The organism is uncultured Microscilla sp., assembly GCF_947493425.1.
Lineage (GTDB): Bacteria > Bacteroidota > Bacteroidia > Cytophagales > Microscillaceae > Microscilla.
Map to the genome: position 1 here is coordinate 1 of NZ_CANLRP010000147.1, position 20956 is coordinate 20956.

Sequence of the window (20956 nt, forward strand, 5' to 3'; positions counted from 1 at the left end):
TTTTTTCTTGAGCTACGATGAGCTTTAGCCTTTAGCTTTTTCTTGAGCTACGATGAGCTTTAGCCTTTAGCTTTTTTCTTGAGCTACGATGAGCTTTAGCCTTTAGCTTTTTCTTGAGCTACGATGAGCTTTAGCCTTTAGCTTTTTTTAGGCTGTTGGTAGTTTAAGCCTTTAGCTTTTTTCTTGAGCTATGATAGAGTGAAGCCTTTAGCTTTTTTAGGTGCATACTGTCATATTTGCGAAAAGAGAAAAAACTCAAGCCCCACAAAGCACAAAAAAGCTAACAGCTAAAGGCTTTACGAAGCACAGAAAAGGCTAACAATACTGGACTATCAACTAGATTTAATCAAATTCGAACTTTTGAAACCTTTACAATTTATGCTACAACAACGGGTAGCCGTCATAGATTTAGGAACCAATACATTCCATCTTTTAATTGCCGAAACCACCAAACAGGGCTTTCAGAAACTGTATTCAGATAAGGTACCCGTAAAGATTGGAGAAGGGGGGATTTCTGAGGGCATGATTACCAACGAAGCTCAAACCCGCGCCCTGGCAGCCATAGACAAGATCAATGATATACTGCAACAATACAAAGTACCCGAAAGCAAAGTATGGGTAGTGGCTACCAGTGCTTTTCGTAGTACCAAAAACGGACAGGCGCTTGCCGATACTATAGAAGAACGCACTGGCTTTAAAGTAGATATTATAGACGGAAACAAAGAGGCCGAGTACATTTATTATGGAGCAAAAACAGCCTTGGACATTGGCAATACTACATCGTTGATTATGGACATTGGCGGGGGAAGCGTAGAGTTTATAATTGCCAATCAGAAACGTATTTTTTGGAAACAAAGCTTTGAGATTGGCGGACAACGCCTGCTCGACCAGTTTATGCGTACCGACCCTATTACCGAGCTGGATATTCAGCGAATGAATATCTTTTTGGAAGAAAAGCTCTGGGGAATGAGCGAGGTGGTGTTCAACTATTCACCCAAAATGCTGATTGGTTGCTCTGGCACTTTTGACACCCTCACTGAGATAAACGATGCCCGGTACCCCAAAGGGCAAAGTACGCGCTTGTCAAAAACTGAGTCGGAAATGGATTTAGATGACTTTCATGACGTATACCAGGCATTGGTTTGGAAAGGTCGCAGCGAACGCTTAAAGGTAAAGGGAATGGTAGAAATGCGCGCCGATATGATTGTAGTGGCGGTGTGTCTTATTCGTTTTATCATGGACCGTTACGACCTTGAGCATATCAGAATGTCGTCTTACTCGCTCAAAGAAGGTTTGTTGAGTAAAATGTTGGGCGAGATGATGGATTAGTTAGGGGGCTTTTTTGGTCTCTGTGTAGTTTTAGCCTTTAGCTTTTTTTTGGCTATTTGTAGGGAGCTTTTAGCTTTTTTGGTCTCTGTGTAGTTTTAGCCTTTAGCTTTTTTTTGAACTACGATAGGGTTGAGCTTTTAGCTTTTTTGGTCTCTGTGTAGCTTTAGCCTTTAGCTTTTTTTTGAGCTACGATAGGGTTGAGCTTTTAGCTTTTTTGGTCTCTGTGTAGCTTTAGCCTTTAGCTTTTTTTTGGCTATTTGTATTGAGCCCTTAGCTTTTAGCCTTTTCTTGAGCTACGATGAGCTTTTAGCCACGCTTGCGCCAATTCGTAATTGAAAAACTCGTAATTCGTAATTCTAAAGTATAGCCTTGGGCTAAATTACTGAAAAATGACTTATATTTTACATTTTATTCTAGGGTTTGTAGCCAGTTTTCTGGGCACCTTGCCCTTTGGTCCCATCAACCTCTCTATGGTAGATACTACCCTCAAAGGCGGATTAAAAGTAGGTTTGCGGTTTTCGGTAGCGGCTGCCCTGGTCGAAATCGCCCAATCGTTGTTTGCCTATAGCTTTGGCATGCTTATTACCCGTTATCTTGAGCACAATATATGGATCCAACTTACGGTATTTGTAGTATTATTTGCTATTGGGGCAGTGTTTTTTATGCGCAAAGAAAAAGAAGACGCCAGTATAGAAGGAGGTCGACAAATATCGCCTTTTGCCAGAGGAGCCATTGTAGGGTTGCTCAATCCGCAGGCATTGCCCTTTTGGGTAGCAGTAATAGCCGCCCTCAAGTCATCGCATTGGTTAAGTTTTGCCGTGTGGGATTTTATCCTCTTGTTTTTGCTGGGAGTATCTTTGGGCAAGTTGGTTGCTTTGTTGCTCTATGGCAAACTCAGTTTGTGGATTGTACAACGCATTTCGTCGCTGAGCCACTGGATGAACCGCATCATTGGCAGTATTTTTATTTTGTTAGCGCTTATTCAAGTGGCTAAAATGTTTGGTTGATAATGCCTTAGGAATGGTGTAAAAATAAATTTCTATAGTAACGCTAAAATATTTTGTTGCTAGACGCGGCACGGCAATATCCAGTGGATATTGAGCGAGCTTGAGGGATGGTTGCTAATAGCAGCGCTATTCGGCTATTTTTTAACAAAGTATAGCCTCAAAAGATGAGGTTAAGAATGTAAATTTATTTTGGTACCATTCCTTAGCCTTGGCTATTTCTAAGCAATAAAAAGTGCAGGATAATATCCGACTTAGTTTGTGAGGTAGTTGCCAACAAAAAAAGCGAAGCCCAACGAGCTTCGCTTTTTGCCAAAGTGCTTATCCTTTGGTGAGTAGGTAATACATCTAATCTATACCATCATAGTTCTACAATAATACCTATACTAGGCAACACATTGCCTGCAATATTGTCTAAAAACTTACCCTGATACAGGTTGGGGTTGTTGGGGTCTCTTACTGGGTTGCCCTGATCGTCGCGCACCACATCTATATTGTCTTGAAACTGCACTTGTGCATTGGTTACATTCTGAATATCAAAGAAAACGTTCAAGCTCCACTTCTTAAAAAACCATTTTTTATCTAAACGAACATCTACCTGATAAAAAGCACTGTTTCGTTCGGTGTTCAATCGGGTATAATCAGGAATACCCTGCCCGGCAATGTCCCAGTTGGCAGGAGTAAGCGTAGCGTTTAGGTCAAATGGTGTAAAAGGTGCCCCACCCGAAAACAAGATACGGGTACCAAACTCCCAGTTATTGCCAAACTTATAGCCACCCGTCAAGCTAAGTATATGGCGGTTGTCCCAGGCAGACGCCACAAACTCATCGTTACGGTCTTTGAACTCACTACGCACCAATGTGTAAGCCAAAATACCATAAATACCTTTGCTAAACTTTCGTTGTACGAGTAGCTCTAAACCATAAGCGCGCCCTACCGACGATGAGTTTACAGGGTCGTTGCCTATTACACCAAAGTCGGCTCCCAGATTGGCAAGCGAGATTTGCTCTCTGATAAGAAAAGGGTAGTTTTCATAAAATTTATAAAAACCTTCTACGGTTATTCTGGTGTTGCTTGCCGGCAGGTTGTACTCAAAACCGGTAACCAACTGCGAGTTTTTAATGTATTTAATATCGTTGGCCTTATTTACAAAGGTATCGCCTTCTTTATAGCCCAAAATAGTATAAGCAGGCAGTTGATAATAAATGCCTGTGTTAAAGTTCCACGAAAAAGTAGGAGTAAAGCTATACGACGCCGAAAAACGTGGCGACAATTGATTGGCAAGGTTGCTCATCTCCTCTGAGTAATCGTTGGCATCGGCACGCAAACCCAACGATAGCGCCAGCTTATCTTCAAAAAACGAACGACTTACCTGTACCGAAGCGCCCCATTTGTTAATGTCTAGCTCCGATTGTACACTCTTGGTAATGGGAGCACTATTAGGAATTACTACTTGGTTGTCGGTGCTGTTGGTATATTGTGCCAACTCATACTGCACCGATAGGTTTAATTTCCAGCCTCCGGCTTCTATGTAATTTTCCAACCTAAACTTGTTTTCGATCTCCCGCGATTTGTAATCTAAAATACGGGGCAGGCTTTCGTCGTTGCCCGGATGTTTGTACAAATTATTGTTCAGGGCATTGCGGCTCACAATCAACGAGTAGCTACCGTTTTCACGAAACCAGTCATACTTAGCACCTATGGTATAGTTCCATTGCTCGGTTACGGGTAGGTTGTTCAAGGTGTAACGTTGTTCTTCGGTGTCGTTGGCGTCCAGGTTGAGCCTAAACTGGTCAATAGCCCCTAGTCCAATAATGCTTAGCTGGCTTTTCTTGCCAAATTTATGCTTGTACTTAAGCTGGAAGTCGTTGTAGGTAGGCAAAAAAGGCAGCTCTAAGGCAGCAAACAAAAACTGGAGGTAGGAGCGGCGCGCCGAAAGAATAATGCTTGAGTTTTTGGTCACGGGTCCTTCAAGCGTAATGCCCACATCGGTAGCACTTACAATTCCGTTGGCTGTCCAGCGGTCAGTGCGCCCATCTTTTTGTTTAAACTCCAGTACAGAGCTTAAGGCATTGCCCCGGTTTGCCGGAAAGGCACCCGAATAAAACTCTACCTCTCTGATAAAGTCCACATTGATCAGCCCCACCGGACCACCCGATGAACCCTGAGTAGCAAAGTGATTGATATTGGGAACTTCTATACCATCCAAAAAGAAACGATTTTCGTTGGGAGCCCCCCCTCTTACAATCACATCGTTGCGAAAAGCGGGTACTGCTGCCACCCCAGGCAAAGTCCTGATCACCTTAGAAATGTCACGGTTGCCCCCAGGGTTTCTTTTAATTTCGTTGGTACCAATGGTACGCAATGACACGGGGCTTTCGGTGGTTTTCAGAAAACTAGAGCTTGCCGTTACGGTCACTGTTTCCAACTTGGTGGTTTCTTCTTCCAGGCCTATGTTTACTATAGCTGGGCGGGCTGGTGTAACCTCTACTTCGAACACCACTTTTTTCTTAAAGCCAATGTAAGACACTTCCAGGTTATACAAACCTCCCTTAAGCCCGGTAAGGGCATACTTGCCGTCTATGTCAGTAGTTACCCCGTTAGACGTGCCCTGAATAACCACTGTAGCAAAAGGAATACTTTCGTTGTTTTTCTTGTCGAATACCCGCCCGCTTATCTTGCCACTTTGTGCCCAGGCCAGCGAGCTTATTAACATAATTGCCACAAAAATGAAGTGCTTTGTAAATTTTACCATTGCTATAAATGATTAAATATATTTCTTTTACGTATTAAATTTACTATATTTATAATGTTTTCGTAACTAAACCAATGTTGAGTAAGTATTGTTTAGAAATAGTAAAAAAAATTTACGCAATGCATAAAAGATATAAATTGATCAATGATTTGGTGCGTCTTACGGCAAGGTTTGAAGAAGAAGTATCAGATCAGGACTTAGATATTATGAATTTTACTGCCTGGCTCAACGACCAGGTGCAAGGCAGTGACAATGAAGTATTTGCCAAAGATGAAAATTCGCGTACATACCCTGCCCCCAGTTTAGATGTGCAACTGTCTTCGGTGGTGGGTTATTTGTATAGGTATGCCAAACATTACAGTAAAAAAGCCTTGAAAAACTCTCCACTTACTACGCTGGATGACTATGTTTTTTTGGCAACAGTGATGATAAAACCAGGCATGACCAAATCGGAGGTAATACAAGAACACTTGCTTGAGATTACGTCGGGGGCTGAAATACTTAAGCGTTTGCAAAAACACGGGTTTATAGAAGATTATGAAAACCCAGACGACAAGCGGTCTAAAAAACTTAAGGCAACCCCCATTGGAATACAGGCGCTGCAAATTGCCCAGGCTGACATGAGCCAGGCTGCCCAAATTGTAGGGGGTAATCTAAGCGATCAGGAAAAAATGAGGGTATTACAGATAGGGTATAAGCTGAAGGCGTTTCACGATGAAATACACGCTGAAGATAAAAAATCGCCTTTAAAAGATATTTTGGATAAGTATTTTTAGCAAACTCAGGAATAGAGGAAATAAGAATGCACAGAAAAGAAACTCTTCCATGCATGCCGTTGGGATATATTTTTGGGCTTGGTCAAGCCATGCCGCCATGAATCTGACACCTTATGGTCAAACTTGCTGAAACAATCTGCAAGGGGTTGGGGTACTATACCAGTAATGTTGTAGGCTACTCTTTGAGCCAAGCCATGGCCTCTGTCAGATTATCAAAGTGCCTGACGGGATTTTGTTTTGTGACCTGATTGACTTCTTCGGTGAGTTGGCTCATCGAGAGGTGAGAAATAAACTCCGTAGGCACTACAACGCAAAATTTATCTACGCTGGGCATTTCGAGTATTGGTGTAGTTATATTTTCTACCATCCAAAGTTGCAAATCGGGAGAGATAGGGTATTGAAGCTCTCGGTTATCGACCAAAACCAGGCGAGGTTTGGTTTCAAAGATAGAAGCCTTCCATTTGAGTAACAATGTCTTGAATTCGCTTTCGCTCATGTGGAGCGTGGTGGGTTTGTTGGTATTGTAGTGTAACGACAATTTCTGGTCAAAGAGAATATCATTAAATTTGTCTTTGATGAGTACTTCCATAGTAATTATGTTGAACAGCTAAAAACGGGAGTTTTTAGGGAGTTGAAAATTAAGAAGTCTTGTTTAGTATATATACTTATAGGCTTTTTTTGAATAAATAGTTGTTGTTTATCGATAAGCAGTGAGTCATTGATGATGAGTGATTAGAATTGTTAGACCAATGAATCAACAAATTTGCTTTGCCTGACTCTTGGGCAAACCTCAGTAATTATTGCCTGCTTTTTTGCTTGAGGAGGTGTAAATAAAACCATTGGAGCAACACAGGTATCGTTTGAAATTGGTGGGGTGGGTAAACATAAAAAAGCACAGAAAAGAAACTCTTCTGTGCATGCCGTTGGAATATATTTGTGGGCTTGGTTAAGCCAGGCCGCCATGAATCTGGTACCTTATGGTCAAGCTTGCTGAAAAAACTTGCAAGGAATTGAGGTACCATACCAATAACATTGTGGGCTACTCTTTGAGCCAAGTCATTGCTTCTGTCAGACTGCCAAAATACCTGATATGATTTTCTTCTATGACATTATTGGCTTCTTCGGTAAATTGAGTGATCGAGAGATGAGCAATAAATTCCTCAGGCATTACAAAGCAAAATTTGTCTACGCTGGGCATTTCTAATACTGGGGTACTTATGTGTTCTACCATCCAAAGTTGTAATTCGGGAGATATCGGGTACTGAAACTCCCGGTTATCAACCAAAACCAAGCGAGGTTTGATTTCAAAGACCGAAGCTCTCCAATTAAGTAACATCTCCCTGAACTCATTTTCATTCATATAGAGTGTTTCCGACTTGTTGATGTTGTAGTGTAATGACAATTTCTGGTCAAAGAAAATATCATTAAATTCGTTTTTGGTGAGTATTTCCATAATGTATGGTGTTGAACAGCTGAAAACTGGTGAATTTTGAAGGGAGGCTAAAAACTAACCAACCCCATGCTTAGTTCTATATAATTTATAGGCTTTTTTTGAATAAATAGTTGTTGTTTATCGATAAGCAGTGAGTCATTGATAATGAGTGAGTAGAATTGTTAGGCCAATGAATCAACAAACTTGATTTGCCTGAATCTTGGGTAAATCGCAGTAATTATTACACGCTTTTTTTGCTTGAGGAGTGTAAATAAAACCATTGGAGCAACAAAGGTATCGTTTGAAATTGGTGGAGTGGGTAAGCATAAAAAAAGCACAGAAAAGAAACTTTTCCATGCTGTTTGAAAAATGCATTAGCTTAATATTGATGTTGAAGGTGTTGTGCATTACTGGTTGTTAGAAAATAGATACTGTGCTGAAGGAAATATATATTGTCTATTCACTTACAACAATGCCCCTCAAGCAAAAAAATGACAACACGCCTAAAAAAAAAATAATTGAATGAGATATTGGGGGCATTGACTCGTGAATGATTTGCCTAAAACCTCTTGTACATTTGTTGTTGCAGCATAATAATGACCAAGGGTTGGCTGCCAAACAAGCTCCAGTGTCCACACAGGCTTGCCATTGAAAAATACCCTAAAAGTAATAAATATGCTCAAAATCAAATACTTTTGTAACTCTGAACGTAAATAAGGTACATCAATTTATTTTTATACTAAATGTTACAAACAAAATCTATAGGGGCGCTTGTAGTAATGTTGAGCCTCCCCTTTTTACTAACCGCACAAACTAAAACAGGACAAGTAACCAACTATGATTACCCTTGGAAAAAATACAAACTTTTGGTCAGGTTTAACCCCGATTGGAAGGTGAGTAAAATTACTGATGAAAAAATGCTTGCCAACAGTAATGATCTTCAACTAGAAGTAGTGCCCTGGAAAAACGGGGGAGCAAGCACCCAACTAATTACCAAACAAGCCTTGGCTGCTATGAAAGACTTAGGCAAAAACATTGTACTCAATGAGCAAGATCGAGGCATTAAACGTGGTTTTGCCCAATACCTTGTATTTACCCAGTTTAAAGGCAAAGAAACCCAATACTTTGTCATTGTAGCCCTCAAAGACGATCGAGGCAGCACTCGGCTATTGGCTAAGTTTCACTGGAAAGGTAATAAGGGCATTTCTGCCAAGATGAAAAAAATATATACCATTGTCGACAGCTTTGAAAAAATTACCAGTAAGTAACCATACTATTTCTATAGATAAAAAACAGCCCTTTTTGTTTGCCAAAAAGGGCTGTTTTTATGTAATGTCTTTTATGAATTACTAAAAATCAGTGTGATAGAAAAATGTAGTGGTCTATGGAACCACACCCTGTAAGTGCTGTGAACCATTGATATAAATGTGTGATTTTGTATAGCAATACAACATCTCTTACTTTACTTCTGTTTCACGTGTGCTGTGCTTGGCTTTGTCTACTAGTTTTACCTCACACACACACCTAAACCCTACCCAATTGTCAGGCACAAAGTAGCGTTGCGATTTTCTTATTTTGCAAGCAGCTTTGCGGTGTCGCCAACTACCCCCTTTGGCAATGCCTTTGGTAGCGGTCATTTCTGCTACATTGCCAATCATCTGATAGATACCCAAACCGTTGGGTTCATAACTTGCTACTTTTTTAAGAGAAAATCGTTTGGTTTTATGATCACGGTAATTGATCAGTGGGGTAGGAGGGTGCATCAATACGCGTTTTTTAGTCGTGATGGCAAACAAGTGGGTAAGCCCATAAGGATACAATGAAATATCTAACCCTCCAGCAGCCGCTTTTTCCCATTCTTTGGTAGTGGGCAAGCGGTAGGTAAACTGCCAATACAAGCCTTGAGGCGCAGGGTTTGTCTGGTTGTATACCTGAGAGGCCACTATAGATCTCCACTCGCAAAAACGCAGGGCTTGCCCATAGCTGATGCCTACTACTGGTTGCCAACGATAGGCGGGGTGGTGAAGGCGGTTTATCCCATTGATAACAGTGATGCTGGTATCGGGGGTTTGGGTTTGATAAAAAGCTGGTGTTAACCGTTTTTGGGCTACTTCTTTGCGTATAAACTGTAAATACTCTGCCCAGTGAATATTGGCTATCTCGGTTTTGTCTATAAACAAACTATCCTGAAGCCAAACAGTATTGGGGGGCACGGGCAATGTTTGGGTTGGACTTGACTGGGCAGTCGCTTGGCTCAATGTGCTTACAAACAGCACAAACAAACTGTAGATAGCACTTGCTAAAATGTGCTTTTTTTGCTTATTTAATACATTCATCATCAACACTTTATTATAAGTTGGTAACAAAAAAATCCCTTGAAGGGAAGCATGATTTATTTATTCAAAATACAATAGGTTAACGTTGACTAGAAAAGAAGCTTTTACGAAGATATGTAATTTTTGTGCTTACCAAGAACGCGCCCAGCAAGAGGTAAGAGATAAACTGTATAGTTTTGGGCTTAGCCAAGATGATGTAGAAAACCTGATTTGTGATTTGATAGAAGAGAACTTTATCAATGAAGAACGTTTTGCCAAAATATTTGCAGGTAGCAAGTTTCGAGCGAAGAAATGGGGTAGGGTGAAAATACAACAAGCGCTTAAGTTGAAACAAATATCTGATTATTGTATTCGTAGTGGTATGAAGGAGATAGAAGAAGAAGACTATCTACAAACTCTGGAAGATATATTGATAAAAAAATATCCTGGCGTAACCGGCGCAAACGATTACATTCGTAAGCAAAAACTGGCGCGCTATGCTATTACCCGTGGTTTTGAATCGGAGCTGGTATGGAGCAAAATCAAGGAAGTACTTTAGCTAATGAATATCTATGGCTATGCCGCGTTTTTTGACCTCGCCTGACCAAAAAATATTTCCTTAAACTATAGAACTTTATTTTTGCATCGTTCCTAAGATGAAAGTGATTACCTGCGGTGAGCTCGTCACAGCAAGCTGTAGCTTCTGTTGATTAATGTTGGTATTCAGGCAATTAGTCAAAATCCATCCTCAAAACCATTTTTGTTTAAGTATAACTATTCTTTTTTTATCTGTGCCTGTCCCTCTCGTTGCTTGTCGGGGCAGGCAGTAGTGGTATCCGATTTTTTTATAAAAACCCAATGCCCATAAGGGGTGGCAAGTTGCCCTTCGTTCCAAATACCATATAAGCGGTTTTGTGCTTGATTGATTACCAATGTTGCTTTGCCAAATTTTTGGGTGCCAGTCTCGCTCCATTCAAAACTCAATTGCCTGTCTTTGATTATTCCATTGACCACACTTCCTTTGTTTTTGGGGTAACACCCAGTCACTTTACGACCTTTCTGCAAAAGCGACATAAGACCTTTTGGGGTTTGCCAAGTACCAGTGAGGTCTACAGCAGGGGCAGCGTTGGCGTATACACCCCAGGCTTGTATCTCGTTGAAACAGGTAAATCGAGGGTGTCCATAGTTGGAGAGGATGGTTACACGTATCCAGCGCGCCTTTACGTTTTGAATACCCATGAGTCGTATGGGGGAGTTGGCTTCCAGAATAAGGGTATACTCTATATGAAACCCTCGGTTAGGGGCTTCATTTGAAAACTCAATGCGTATCTTTTTTACACTCCGATTGCGTTGCTGTGGGGAGGTTTGTTCATTGTTAAAACCTATTTGCTTAAGCAAAAAAGCATCTGATAGTTCAAACACAAAACTCTTCAGGCGAGGAGTACCCGAGGGCGATGTCCAACCATTTTTGAGGTCTTCATCAATGAGGGCTTCGGGAGTACCTGCGGGCACTCTGGGGGAGTTTGCCTGCCCCAAATACTGATTGGTAGTTACTACATGGGCACCATTACGCAATGCCAGGGCGTTGATCAGGGGTAATTTTTGAGAAAATAAATGAGGGGAAATGAATAGGCATAAAACAACTAAAACACGCAGCGTCATAAAAAATGTGGTATAGGTTTAAGGGAGCATACAAAAAATAAGCTACCCATTTCTAGCGATTTTTTTGTCCAAATACTTCGTTGCATTTTTCGGTCGTAGCGCTGCTATGTCCTTAAAATGTGCCTAGTCTTTGATCAAAACCATTCACCAAAACTTGGGAGACTATTTATTGCAAACTCCCTAATAAAACGAAGTTCCCGTTTTTAACGCCAAGAGTCAAGAAATTAGATGTTTTTTGAGCAGTAAAAATAAAAAAAGGGTTCAAATAATGGCACTCCCGCCTTATTTGAACCCTCGCAATCGAGTTGCTTGTTTGTATTTTTTAGTCCCATCTTATAGGGCTACTACGATATTTTACGTTATATTCAATGGTTACTCTTACAATGGCAGGTACTATAGTTGCCAAAGGAAATTCTTTTTTCAACTCATCCAGTACCTCTGTATATTCAGGGGCGTGTACAAAGTCTCCTACTTTTATTCGGTAAGAAGGTTCCTTATACTCCATGTAAGGCTTTAAATGAGGAAAAAGCTGATAAGAACGTCGACGTACCCGATAAGCCTCCGATCTGCTGCGTCCCCGGTAGATTTGAATACGATAACCGCTGAATTTTTGCTTGCGGTAAAACGTATACTTTTGCTCCGGACCATAATCAATCAATTTTTCTAGCTCATTGGTAATGTCATGGGCTACCAGTTGAGTGGTGTCGTTAAAGGCAAGTAATTGAAGCGGTTTGCTTGTTCCCTCAAAGGTTTCCTTGTGATAGTCAAATTTAACCATACTTCGGGACAAATTGTCCTTTAAGTCTTTTTTACTACGAGGGATGTATTTGGGTGTACAACTTGCCAAGTACCCCATAACCATCAATAATAAAAGGCTGCGATATTGGTACTTCATTGTTGTGATATTTAGTGAATTTAGTAATCAATTAACTCATAAATTGCTGCTTAGTTATTGGAATATTGTTTTATATAAAACTATTTTTTTTAACGAATGTGATGTGTTTAGGTTTTAATATAGAACATTTACCCTGATTGTATAACAAAAACAGTAATTTTACCTATGTGTATAGTACTAAGTGGTTATTTGTATATTTTCAATAAATAGCAGAACAATAAACATACCTGTATATTCGTTTTATCTGACTTTTTTTGGGGAAAAAATAAAAAGGGAGTGCTTGCATGGATTGCAACACTATTGGCGATGAATTAACCTTGTGGAGCTTACCACAACAAGGTAGGTTGTAGCAACTATAAGACAAAGTTTTTTTATGGTTGGAGGGTTTAATTAATAGCTGAGGTTACGCCTTAAAAGCCTATATTTCTCTGTGATGTATGGCGAAACAATAGAGCAATATGATCAAAATAGAGGATGCTAAAAGGATTTGCGTAACGCTATTTAATAAGCGTTATATACCAAAAACATCAAGTTAAAGTAAATAATTACCAAAGTAGTGATCAGTACCCAAGGCGTTTTGATTTTTACCTGGTTGAGCTGTTGAATAAGGGTCAAGCGTAAAAATAAGGCGATAAAATCGTAGCCGATAGCAGTTTCTGAAACTCCAAAACCGCCTATATAATCACCATTAAAATAATATACCTTGCCAGTGTACAATAATAATTCTAGTATGAGTGCACTGATTTGTAAGCTACGCCATTTGGCAAAATAGCCTAGTACCTCAACCTCTAAATACCTGATACATTATTTCGGCGATATTCGCACCCTGACTTTACTTAAAAAATATCGCGTAGCTATGGCTATGCTCAATTTTTGAAGTTCGTCAGAGAACAAGTCTCATCCAAAATAAATAGTGCATTTACTTAGAGGATAAGGTACTAGACTCAACAAAGTAATCGCAGTGAGCCCAAAGAATATTTCTTCCCAAGGCCTATTTGGGTCACGCGTGAAAAAGCAGCCATCTTGTTCTATGCCATCCAAGTGATAAATAGTGTTTAGTATGGTTAATCCAATGATGGCTCCATACACTATTGGTACTTTGTTGAGCCTGCTAAATAAGGGGTGGTTTTTGAGTAACCAGGTTCCCAAACTGAGCAAGGCAATGAGCGGAAGGAGTGGAGTCAGGTTCCAGAAAAAATTGATATAATGATTCATTTTCGATAATTAATCATTTTTTTTTATTTGTATCCGTTTTCTGAGATAAAGCAAGTGTTTGATCAGGTCGGGAGCCAGGTTGTGCGTACTAGCCAACGTTTCGGTATATGCTTCTGCCAACACTCCTAATAAAGGTGCTATGCTATGCAAAGACTGTTGAGGGGGCATAAATATGTCTACCCACGCTTTTTGGGGCGACTCTGCCAGTTTTGGATTTTTTCCACGGTTGAGCAAGTGGGCTTGAAACATTTTTTTTATGGTTGTACTGCTCAGTAGTTCCTTGTGTTGATTGTACACCTTACCTTGGGCGTCGGGGTAGAGCTCCAGACTGGTTCGGTGCAAAGAGGCTGACCACGATAGCGCACTTAGGGGGATCACGGTTGTGGTTTTTGAGTTGCCAAAACGTTGGTTAGCGAAATCGTAAGGAATAAGTACTACAGTGTGGACTTTTAATGAGTTTTTTGCCCAATATGTTTGGTTAAACTTCTCAAGAGTGGGTACTTTATCTATGGAAACGGTGAGGATATGGTCGGCAAATTTATCTCGGTCAAACAAGGCGTATTTTTCAGCGTTTGACAAACAAGCCCATAGCCCCACTAAAAATATGTATACAATAAGTTTTTTCATAACCTTACATTTCATTCACCTTAGCGTCTTAGGAATGGTGAAAAAATAAATTTCTATAGTTTACAAAATATTTTGAAGCTAGACGCGGCAAAAAATCGGCTAATAGCAGCGCTATTCGGCTATTTTTTAACAAAGTATAGCAACAAAAGATGAGGTTAAGAGTGTAAATTTATTTTGACACCGTTCCTTAGGAATGGTGAGAAATTAAATTACCATTCTTGAGGTAGAGGTTTTGTTTTGAGACGAGGCTATTTTTTGCGCTCATAGCAGCGCTACGGGCAATAAAAATAACGAAGTATCAAGGCGAAAAATCACCCCTCAGAGTGTAAATTTATTTTTGAACAATTCCTTATACCCTTGGAGCAAACAAAGGTAATAACAATCAACCTATGATGGATAAAATTCGTTGGTATTGACTCAATCTAACACTTATTTTTTTATGAAAACTAAATCAATTACAGCTTTTGTATGCCTATTGTGCCTGGTAAACATTACCTTACTTAAAGCACAAAGTACTCAAGAGAGTGAGTATGATTATATTTATCAGGTAGAGGTGGAGTTGGTGAGCAACCAAAAGCCGCTAAAAAGTTATTGGAAAAATTATAAAAACCTTCAAGACCTGGGGGAGTTTTGTACTTACACTCTTTCGCAAGATACTCCCGAACTACCCACAAAACATCGCATAGTGTTGGGTAGGTATGTGGGCAAGTCTACGGTTGACCGCGTATTGGCAGAAGTAAAAAAAAGAGGTTATAAAAACGCCCGAATATGGAGTGATGGAGGTTTTCTGCTAGGGCATAGTACTGGCAAAGATGTAAAGTATGGGCTACAAATGGGTGCTTTTAAAAGTTTGAACCAGGTAAATGTCCAGCAATACCTGAAATATGACAAGGACACCATCTTATATATACAGTACAAAGGGGGGGCATACAAAGTATTTATGGGTTTATATGCTCCTTATAGCCTTGCTTCTGTAAAAGCAGAGATGGTTCCCTGGTATCGCCAAAAAGGAGTAAAAGTATTTGTGCAAAAATTCAGGTAATTTGGTGTCAGGCAACATCTTTGGCACACTCACCGAACGTACAGCACGAAGGGTAGTAAAATTGCTTTGCTACCCTTCTTCTTTGTCGTTTCCCCGCATTTTGTCTAGTAAATCGTTGAGCATAATGGCTTCTTTTTCGCTTAGGTTGGCACTTAAGTTTTGGTTGAAGGTAGCCACCAACTTGTTCATTTCTTCAAGTTTTTGAACACCCTCCTCAGTAATCACCACATCTACCCGGCGGCGATCGGTGCCACATTCGCTTCTTGCTACCAAGCCTTTTTGTCTGAGTTTTTCTACCAAACGCGATGCGTTCGACATTTTGTCAAGCATACGTTCAGTAATAGTAAATATCGGTACAGGTTTGGGGTGTTGTCCTCTGAGAATACGCAATACGTTGAATTGCTGTGGGGTGAGTTTGTGCTCTTTTAGTAGTTTGTTGGTGTTAAAGTTTACCCAGTTGCCCGAATAAATAAGGTTAACCACCAGTTTTTGAAATGGATCTTTAAACTTTGCCTGATGAATTTCTTTTTCTAGTTTCATATAAAACCAAATTTAAGTGTGACTACGGTAAAAGTTGCTACAACTTTTGTAAAAGACCATAAAGTTAACATATTTTTAGGCATACATCAACCCTATGGTCTTTATATTTTTTACATTACCGTTAAGCTTCCACTTCTTGCTTTACTTTGGCAAATTGCACACTGGCTATTAGTTTGATGGTGTCGCCTACCACTACTTTGCCAGCTTCGGTTACGCCATTCCACTGTAGGCCAAATTCTTTGCGGCTAAGTTTACCCGACAGAGTAAAACCCGATTTAATATTGCCATAAAAATCTTCGGCTACTCCACCATACTCCACGTCCAGGTGTACCTCTTTGGTTACATCACGAATGGTAAGGTTGCCAGTGAGTCGATAGTTTTCGTCGTCTACTTTAGTAAATGAAGTGCTTTCGAAGGTGAGTTTTGGAAACTTTTCAGCACTAAAAAAATCGTCTGATTTCAAATGCTCATCACGTTGTTTATTATTGGTGACGATGCTGTCTATATCTGCCGAAAAACTGACTTGGCTATCTGAAAAATCTTCGTTGTTTACTACAATTTTTCCGTCAAACTTCTGAAAACTTCCTGTAACAGTTGAGATGACTAGGTGTTTTACTTTAAATTGAATTTCTGAGTGCATTGGGTCTATTGCCCAGTTTCCTGTGTTAGCCATTGTTATTAAGTGTTTGAGTGTTTGATAAATACCGGTTGCCCGGTTGTTTTGATTTTTTATTGATTAAAAGTATGATGCAAATATATGTAAAAGTATTTAGTGTTAAAGCATTTAATGTAAAAACATATAAATATTTACACTTATTTAACATTTCAGGAGTAAATGATTGAGAGTAAGCCTAAAATTTTAGCTTTCATTTAATTACATTTAGTCATCTAAACCAACAATACATTTATGGCGAAATATACTGATATTGAACAAGCACTTGCAAACCCACTGGATGTTACTCACCTTGAAATAAATTGTAAATATGGCAATGAAATATCAGAACAAGTGCTTGCCTGTGAGCACCTAAAAATACTGGAGGTCAGCGGCTATAACTATAAAGTGCCTCTGGCTTTTAAACAATTTACCCAGCTGGAAAAAGTAGTTTTCTATGGGCTTTATAATAAATTTCCTCAATTTGTATTTGATTTACCTCATCTTAAACACCTACATTTTGAAGGCTATGGAATGGACTCTTTCCCCAATGAGTTTGAAAAACTGCCCCAATTAGAGTCTCTCAAAATAGTAGCAAACCTGTTTAATAATCCTTATCAGCACTTTCCCGATTCTATATTTACTCTGCCCCACCTAAAGTCATTACATGTATATGCCGACATTCAGATGCTTGCCAAGCTGCCCAATAGTTTGCAAAACCTGGAATACCTTTGTTTGTATTACAACCAACTGTCAACAAAGTCGATGGAGGCAATATGTGGGTTAAGCAAACTGCATACGCTACTACTTACCAATTACTATTACAACGGCAAACCTTTGCCCCTGACCAATGACATTGCAAACCTCAAAGCACTTCGAAAATTGGAACTATACAATAACTATATTCAAGACTTGCCGCCTGCCATTAGAAACCTGACCCAACTCGAATGGCTCAACTTGTGTAATGGAAGGTTTGAGTCCTTACCTTTTGTAGCAGGTGATTTGCCCCTGCTCAAAGCCTTAACTTTGGAACAAAACAAGCAAATGGATGTGTCCAGAGAGTTGCACAAGTTTTTGCATGCCCCCCTTGTTCATCTCAATATTAAAAGTTGTGGGCTGGATTCTTTTCCTGAAGAAGTGTTCAAGTTTCGCCAGCTGCAATACCTCAATGTGTCAAACAACCGGATTGACAAACTACCGCTTGATATTGTGAATTTGCCTGAGTTGCACTCTATAGAAACTGCCAAAACTTTATTGGCAAAATCTACCGAAGCCAAAAGCGGTAAGCCGATCAATAAATTACTCAAACTACTTAAGGAAAATAAATCGACTGAAACTTTTAAAAAAATAAGTTTGGCGCTTTTGGTCAATGACAAAGACTACCTGAAACAGGTGCCACCTCACAGCTTATTGCCTGCACTCAACACCCCCCAAAGTGTAGTGAGAGACAATACCTTGGTGGCGTTGGAGCATCACTTTATTGACAAAACTGATAGCTTAAAACACCCTCAGACAGTTGTGACAATTATTGGCAAAAACAAGGGCTTGCCTGTCAATAAAACATACCAACAGTTGAAAAAACAGGGAATTCAAACTTCACGTACCCTGCAGGATACCACTACCCATGTGGTGTTGGGTACCGAGCCAGGCGAAAAACTGGACAAGGCTCTAGCGCTTGACCCAGTGTGGGTGTTGCCTCAACAGTTGAGGGTTTTTTTGCAAAAAAACGAAGTGCCTTATTTAATGCAAGCCACTGGAGATCAGAGCTCTTCAGACAGCCTGGACGATTTATTGCAAAACAGCGACCCACAAAATGTGATTTTAGGGCTTACAATGATGATGGAGGGGGGCATACCCCCTGCCTTGGTGTATGACATTGTGATACTGTCGCTTAAGAAAAGCTACCTACCCAGCCAGGCGGCAAAAAAAGTATTGGAGCGTTATACCAGCGAAGAGTTTAGGTCGGTTATTCGAAAACATTCGCGCAAAGCAATGGTCAATATTTTGCGGGCGTTGCACGAAGAGCCGCTCATTGATCAAAAAAGACTGGCGATATCAGCCCTTAAATTCTTTAAGAATGAGCCTAATCGTTACTATTATTTTAACCGATTGCAACGGGTGGCTTTTGAGCTGTGTTTTAAGCAAGGAGGTGAGGTAGCAAAGCTGGCTATAGAAGCACGAACACAAGATCAAACGCTGGAGTTGACGGGGTTTTACATAAAAAAAATACCTGAAGAGTTGCGTAATTTTAAAAATATAAAGGTGATGCATTTGGGGGGCAATGGCTTAAGAGTACTGCCGGATTGGTTTATAGAGCTCAAGAAACTTGAGCGGCTAGAGCTTACCAACAATATGTTTAATAAAACTGAAAAAGCCCGGATTGTGGAGCTATTGCCGCAAGTACAGGTGTTGTTTTAGTAAGTAGCAGCAAGTCCTTAGATACCGATGAATATCGGTGCAATTAGCTATAAGCTACAAGTAAAGATAACTGTCTCATAATATGATAGTTATACTTTCATATTAGGTATATTTAATTTTGTCTTGGTACATAACGCGCTCAAAATAAGTTTTTAGTTTTTAGGGCAAATACGTACAACTGACTGAGCCAGACCGTGGGACGGTACTACGGGCAATAAAAACTTACAGTCCTGGCGGAACTGCCAGGGTAACGAAAGGCAGTAAAGCGAACCGCAGAACGAAGTTCAAGCTCAGCGAAGCTAATTTATTCTAAATCGGACAGCTTCAAAGTCCCGAAATCCCGTTTACGGGACGAACACGTTCCTTAGTATGCTTTACCGCACAAAGTTTTTAAAACGTTTTTGTTGGGCTACTATAAAATCAGCGTTTTGACTTACCAATAGTGTGGGGTGGGCACCTTGCTGCAAGGGGTCACTACTACTAAGAGCTGCAGCTAATAGTTGATGGTGGTCAAGGGTAAATAATACTCCCCAGGTAACATCATGCGCGTCGTGTTGCCCATGGCGGTTGTAAGACGAGGCGTAGTTGAGTATTTCGTAACTTTTGATGGTTTCACCTATCAGGTGACTCCAGGGTTCAATAAAGTTTACTTTCTTTTCATACAGCGCCTCTTTATTAAAATCTTCGTAGTTCCATGCTTTTACCCGGTAAGGGTCACCCAATTCGTCTTCCCAATGGCTTACAATCACCGATAGCTCATTATTTACTGTGATTTTGCAGCCAAAGTTAAAGGCAAGAAAAGAGTCATACTCGTCTATCTGAGGGGGATGTTGTGGTGCTCTAAAATTGCAAAATTCCAGCTGGGTAATTTGAGTACCCAAGCAAAACTCCAGCAAAGCGCGTTCTTCGGTTTCTAACATAAAGCGTATTGGTAATTAAATGATCATTGTGTAGTCAAAGGTAGCAAAAAATTAAAGGAACCTACACCTATATACACTTTTATCGAGCAAAAAACGGTTGAATGGTCAAAAGCCTGCTAATCGCTCATGTCTTGAGAAAAAAAATGCACCCAAAAGCTTGCACTTACTTATTTTTTGGGGTAACCTTTTCAATGGCTTCTCGTCGGTTTTTTACTTCCAGAATTTTATAAATGTTATTAATATGAGTTTTTACGGTGCTTAAGGCAACAAAAAGTTCATCAGCGATTTGTTGGTTAGTTTTGCCCGAAGCAATCAATTGCATTACTTCACGTTCGCGAACCGATAGTAAGTCATTCCAGTTTTTTTTATGGGGGTGTTGCATAGCCTCCATAATGGCTTCACGTTGTTTTTGTAACTCAAGTAACATCCACCATCTGATCAACACAAAACCTGTTACTATGAACAATAGAGCAAGGTAAGGGGCTTTTTGCCAAAACCACTGTACCCCACTGTTAAATGAGAACCCAGTAGATAAAAACACCAGAAAAATGCTGATACCTAGCAAGGCATTTTGTTTAGATGCAGCTTTCATTTATTCACTGTTGGGTTGGCGACGAGACAATAGATAGCGGCTGAGTAGCCCTGTGGCTATCAGCCAAAAACAAACTATAACAAAAGGGGCTTTTTGCCAAAAGATAAACTGAATAGATTGACTTGTACCAAACTGGAAAGCCAGAGGTGTGAGTGCATATGTGAGTGTTAGCCCAAGTAGCTGCTTAGAAGATAGTCTGTAGATAGCCAAGCCAACCAACCCTATTGCCAGTACACTACTCAATTCTATTAGCCAATGCAAGGGTGAATGTATCAGAAAGTTAACTTGCCCATTAGAAATTCCAAAACTTACTGCAAATAAAGGGATGAAAATTAATCCTCCGAATACGATTTGTGTGATGAGTGAGCGTTTCATTGTATATTTTTTTGAGTGTAACCATTGTACAAATCTACGCTTGTTTGTGTAGCAAAGTAACATATAGGGGGGTGGAAAAAGGATGGAAATGTCAATAAAAAAACATCGAGTAAAGGTTTGTGTAGTAGGAGTAGTACTTGAAGGGTAAATATTTGACAATGGATAGTATAATAGTTTTATTGCCCCATCAGCAATAGTTTATGTGACGTATACAACATTGGCCTTTGGTTGATGGATGAGCACCATGGCTCTAAGGAATGGTGTAAAAATAAATTTCTATAGTTTAATAAAATATTTTGTTGCTGGACGAGGCAAAAAATCGGCTAATAGCATTAGGAACGACACTAGATAATTAATAAAAAGCAACATCAGGATTTTCAAAAAACTTCTTGATGATGCTTTTTTTG

21 protein-coding genes are annotated in these 20956 nt (G+C 39.9%); 7 read left to right on the top strand and 14 right to left on the bottom strand.

Going from position 1 to position 20956, the window contains the following annotated elements; translation table 11 throughout:
- The first annotated feature begins 378 nt into the window (after positions 1 to 378).
- A complete protein-coding gene (locus Q0954_RS25895; RefSeq protein ID WP_299461961.1) occupies positions 379 to 1329 on the top strand; it encodes a phosphatase in 951 nt (316 codons plus the stop codon).
- A 389-nt stretch (positions 1330 to 1718) separates the two neighbouring features.
- Positions 1719 to 2336, top strand: a complete 618-nt coding sequence (locus Q0954_RS25900; protein WP_299461963.1) for a LysE family transporter — start codon at positions 1719 to 1721, stop codon at positions 2334 to 2336.
- A 358-nt stretch (positions 2337 to 2694) separates the two neighbouring features.
- On the opposite strand, the gene Q0954_RS25905 is transcribed toward Q0954_RS25900, so the two are convergent.
- Entirely contained in the window at positions 2695 to 5088 is a 2394-nt protein-coding gene (locus Q0954_RS25905) for a TonB-dependent receptor (RefSeq protein WP_299461965.1), read from the bottom strand.
- Positions 5089 to 5207: 119 nt separating this feature from the next.
- Here Q0954_RS25905 and Q0954_RS25910 point away from each other — a divergent pair, with 119 nt between their 5' ends.
- The gene (locus tag Q0954_RS25910; protein ID WP_299461967.1) at positions 5208 to 5864 is read left to right on the top strand and encodes a MarR family winged helix-turn-helix transcriptional regulator; all 657 of its coding nucleotides are present in this window, start codon (positions 5208 to 5210) and stop codon (positions 5862 to 5864) included.
- Positions 5865 to 6039: 175 nt separating this feature from the next.
- On the opposite strand, the gene Q0954_RS25915 is transcribed toward Q0954_RS25910, so the two are convergent.
- Together Q0954_RS25915 and Q0954_RS25920 are read right to left on the bottom strand one after the other, a co-directional pair.
- Positions 6040 to 6453, bottom strand: a complete 414-nt coding sequence (locus tag Q0954_RS25915) for a hypothetical protein (protein WP_299461969.1) — start codon at positions 6451 to 6453, stop codon at positions 6040 to 6042.
- A gap of 450 nt (positions 6454 to 6903) precedes the next feature.
- Positions 6904 to 7317: a hypothetical protein gene (locus tag Q0954_RS25920; RefSeq protein ID WP_299461971.1), complete on the bottom strand. Its 414-nt coding sequence runs from the start codon at positions 7315 to 7317 to the stop codon at positions 6904 to 6906.
- 722 nt (positions 7318 to 8039) lie between these two features.
- Between Q0954_RS25920 and Q0954_RS25925 the strand changes: the two genes are divergently transcribed.
- Positions 8040 to 8564, top strand: a complete 525-nt coding sequence (locus Q0954_RS25925) for a hypothetical protein (protein WP_299461973.1) — start codon at positions 8040 to 8042, stop codon at positions 8562 to 8564.
- A gap of 189 nt (positions 8565 to 8753) precedes the next feature.
- Here Q0954_RS25925 and Q0954_RS25930 read toward each other — a convergent pair whose 3' ends face one another.
- Positions 8754 to 9635, bottom strand: a complete 882-nt coding sequence (locus tag Q0954_RS25930) for an SUMF1/EgtB/PvdO family nonheme iron enzyme (protein ID WP_299461975.1) — start codon at positions 9633 to 9635, stop codon at positions 8754 to 8756.
- An 82-nt stretch (positions 9636 to 9717) separates the two neighbouring features.
- On the opposite strand from Q0954_RS25930, the gene Q0954_RS25935 reads away from it, so the two are divergent.
- Positions 9718 to 10170: a regulatory protein RecX gene (locus Q0954_RS25935; protein WP_299461977.1), complete on the top strand. Its 453-nt coding sequence runs from the start codon at positions 9718 to 9720 to the stop codon at positions 10168 to 10170.
- Positions 10171 to 10385: 215 nt separating this feature from the next.
- On the opposite strand, the gene Q0954_RS25940 is transcribed toward Q0954_RS25935, so the two are convergent.
- The 5 genes from Q0954_RS25940 to Q0954_RS25960 all read right to left on the bottom strand — a co-directional run bounded on the left by Q0954_RS25940 (position 10386) and on the right by Q0954_RS25960 (position 14010).
- Positions 10386 to 11273, bottom strand: coding sequence for a discoidin domain-containing protein (locus Q0954_RS25940; RefSeq protein ID WP_299461979.1), 888 nt, complete (start codon positions 11271 to 11273; stop codon positions 10386 to 10388).
- Positions 11274 to 11595: 322 nt separating this feature from the next.
- Positions 11596 to 12168: an SPOR domain-containing protein gene (locus Q0954_RS25945; RefSeq protein WP_299461981.1), complete on the bottom strand. Its 573-nt coding sequence runs from the start codon at positions 12166 to 12168 to the stop codon at positions 11596 to 11598.
- Positions 12169 to 12669: 501 nt separating this feature from the next.
- A complete protein-coding gene (locus Q0954_RS25950) occupies positions 12670 to 12885 on the bottom strand; it encodes a hypothetical protein (protein WP_299461983.1) in 216 nt (71 codons plus the stop codon).
- A 180-nt stretch (positions 12886 to 13065) separates the two neighbouring features.
- Positions 13066 to 13383 (bottom strand): hypothetical protein, encoded by a 318-nt coding sequence (locus Q0954_RS25955; RefSeq protein ID WP_299461985.1) that lies wholly within the window; start codon positions 13381 to 13383, stop codon positions 13066 to 13068.
- A 9-nt stretch (positions 13384 to 13392) separates the two neighbouring features.
- Entirely contained in the window at positions 13393 to 14010 is a 618-nt protein-coding gene (locus Q0954_RS25960; RefSeq protein ID WP_299461987.1) for a hypothetical protein, read from the bottom strand.
- A gap of 439 nt (positions 14011 to 14449) precedes the next feature.
- Between Q0954_RS25960 and Q0954_RS25965 the strand changes: the two genes are divergently transcribed.
- The gene (locus tag Q0954_RS25965) at positions 14450 to 15052 is read left to right on the top strand and encodes a hypothetical protein (protein WP_299461989.1); all 603 of its coding nucleotides are present in this window, start codon (positions 14450 to 14452) and stop codon (positions 15050 to 15052) included.
- A gap of 69 nt (positions 15053 to 15121) precedes the next feature.
- On the opposite strand, the gene Q0954_RS25970 is transcribed toward Q0954_RS25965, so the two are convergent.
- Together Q0954_RS25970 and Q0954_RS25975 are read right to left on the bottom strand one after the other, a co-directional pair.
- On the bottom strand, positions 15122 to 15592 hold the full coding sequence (locus Q0954_RS25970; protein WP_299461991.1) for a MarR family transcriptional regulator: 471 nt from the start codon (positions 15590 to 15592) through the stop codon (positions 15122 to 15124).
- 121 nt (positions 15593 to 15713) lie between these two features.
- The gene (locus Q0954_RS25975) at positions 15714 to 16265 is read right to left on the bottom strand and encodes a YceI family protein (RefSeq protein ID WP_299461993.1); all 552 of its coding nucleotides are present in this window, start codon (positions 16263 to 16265) and stop codon (positions 15714 to 15716) included.
- Positions 16266 to 16499: 234 nt separating this feature from the next.
- On the opposite strand from Q0954_RS25975, the gene Q0954_RS25980 reads away from it, so the two are divergent.
- Complete coding sequence (locus Q0954_RS25980; RefSeq protein WP_299461995.1) at positions 16500 to 18662, top strand: hypothetical protein; 2163 nt, start codon at positions 16500 to 16502, stop codon at positions 18660 to 18662.
- A gap of 374 nt (positions 18663 to 19036) precedes the next feature.
- On the opposite strand, the gene Q0954_RS25985 is transcribed toward Q0954_RS25980, so the two are convergent.
- The 3 genes from Q0954_RS25985 to Q0954_RS25995 form a co-directional block, all read right to left on the bottom strand.
- Complete coding sequence (locus Q0954_RS25985) at positions 19037 to 19582, bottom strand: hypothetical protein (protein WP_299461997.1); 546 nt, start codon at positions 19580 to 19582, stop codon at positions 19037 to 19039.
- A 163-nt stretch (positions 19583 to 19745) separates the two neighbouring features.
- A complete protein-coding gene (locus tag Q0954_RS25990) occupies positions 19746 to 20174 on the bottom strand; it encodes a LuxR C-terminal-related transcriptional regulator (RefSeq protein WP_299461999.1) in 429 nt (142 codons plus the stop codon).
- Positions 20175 to 20549, bottom strand: coding sequence for a hypothetical protein (locus tag Q0954_RS25995; protein WP_299462001.1), 375 nt, complete (start codon positions 20547 to 20549; stop codon positions 20175 to 20177). It lies immediately after the preceding gene.
- Positions 20550 to 20956: the final 407 nt, after the last annotated feature.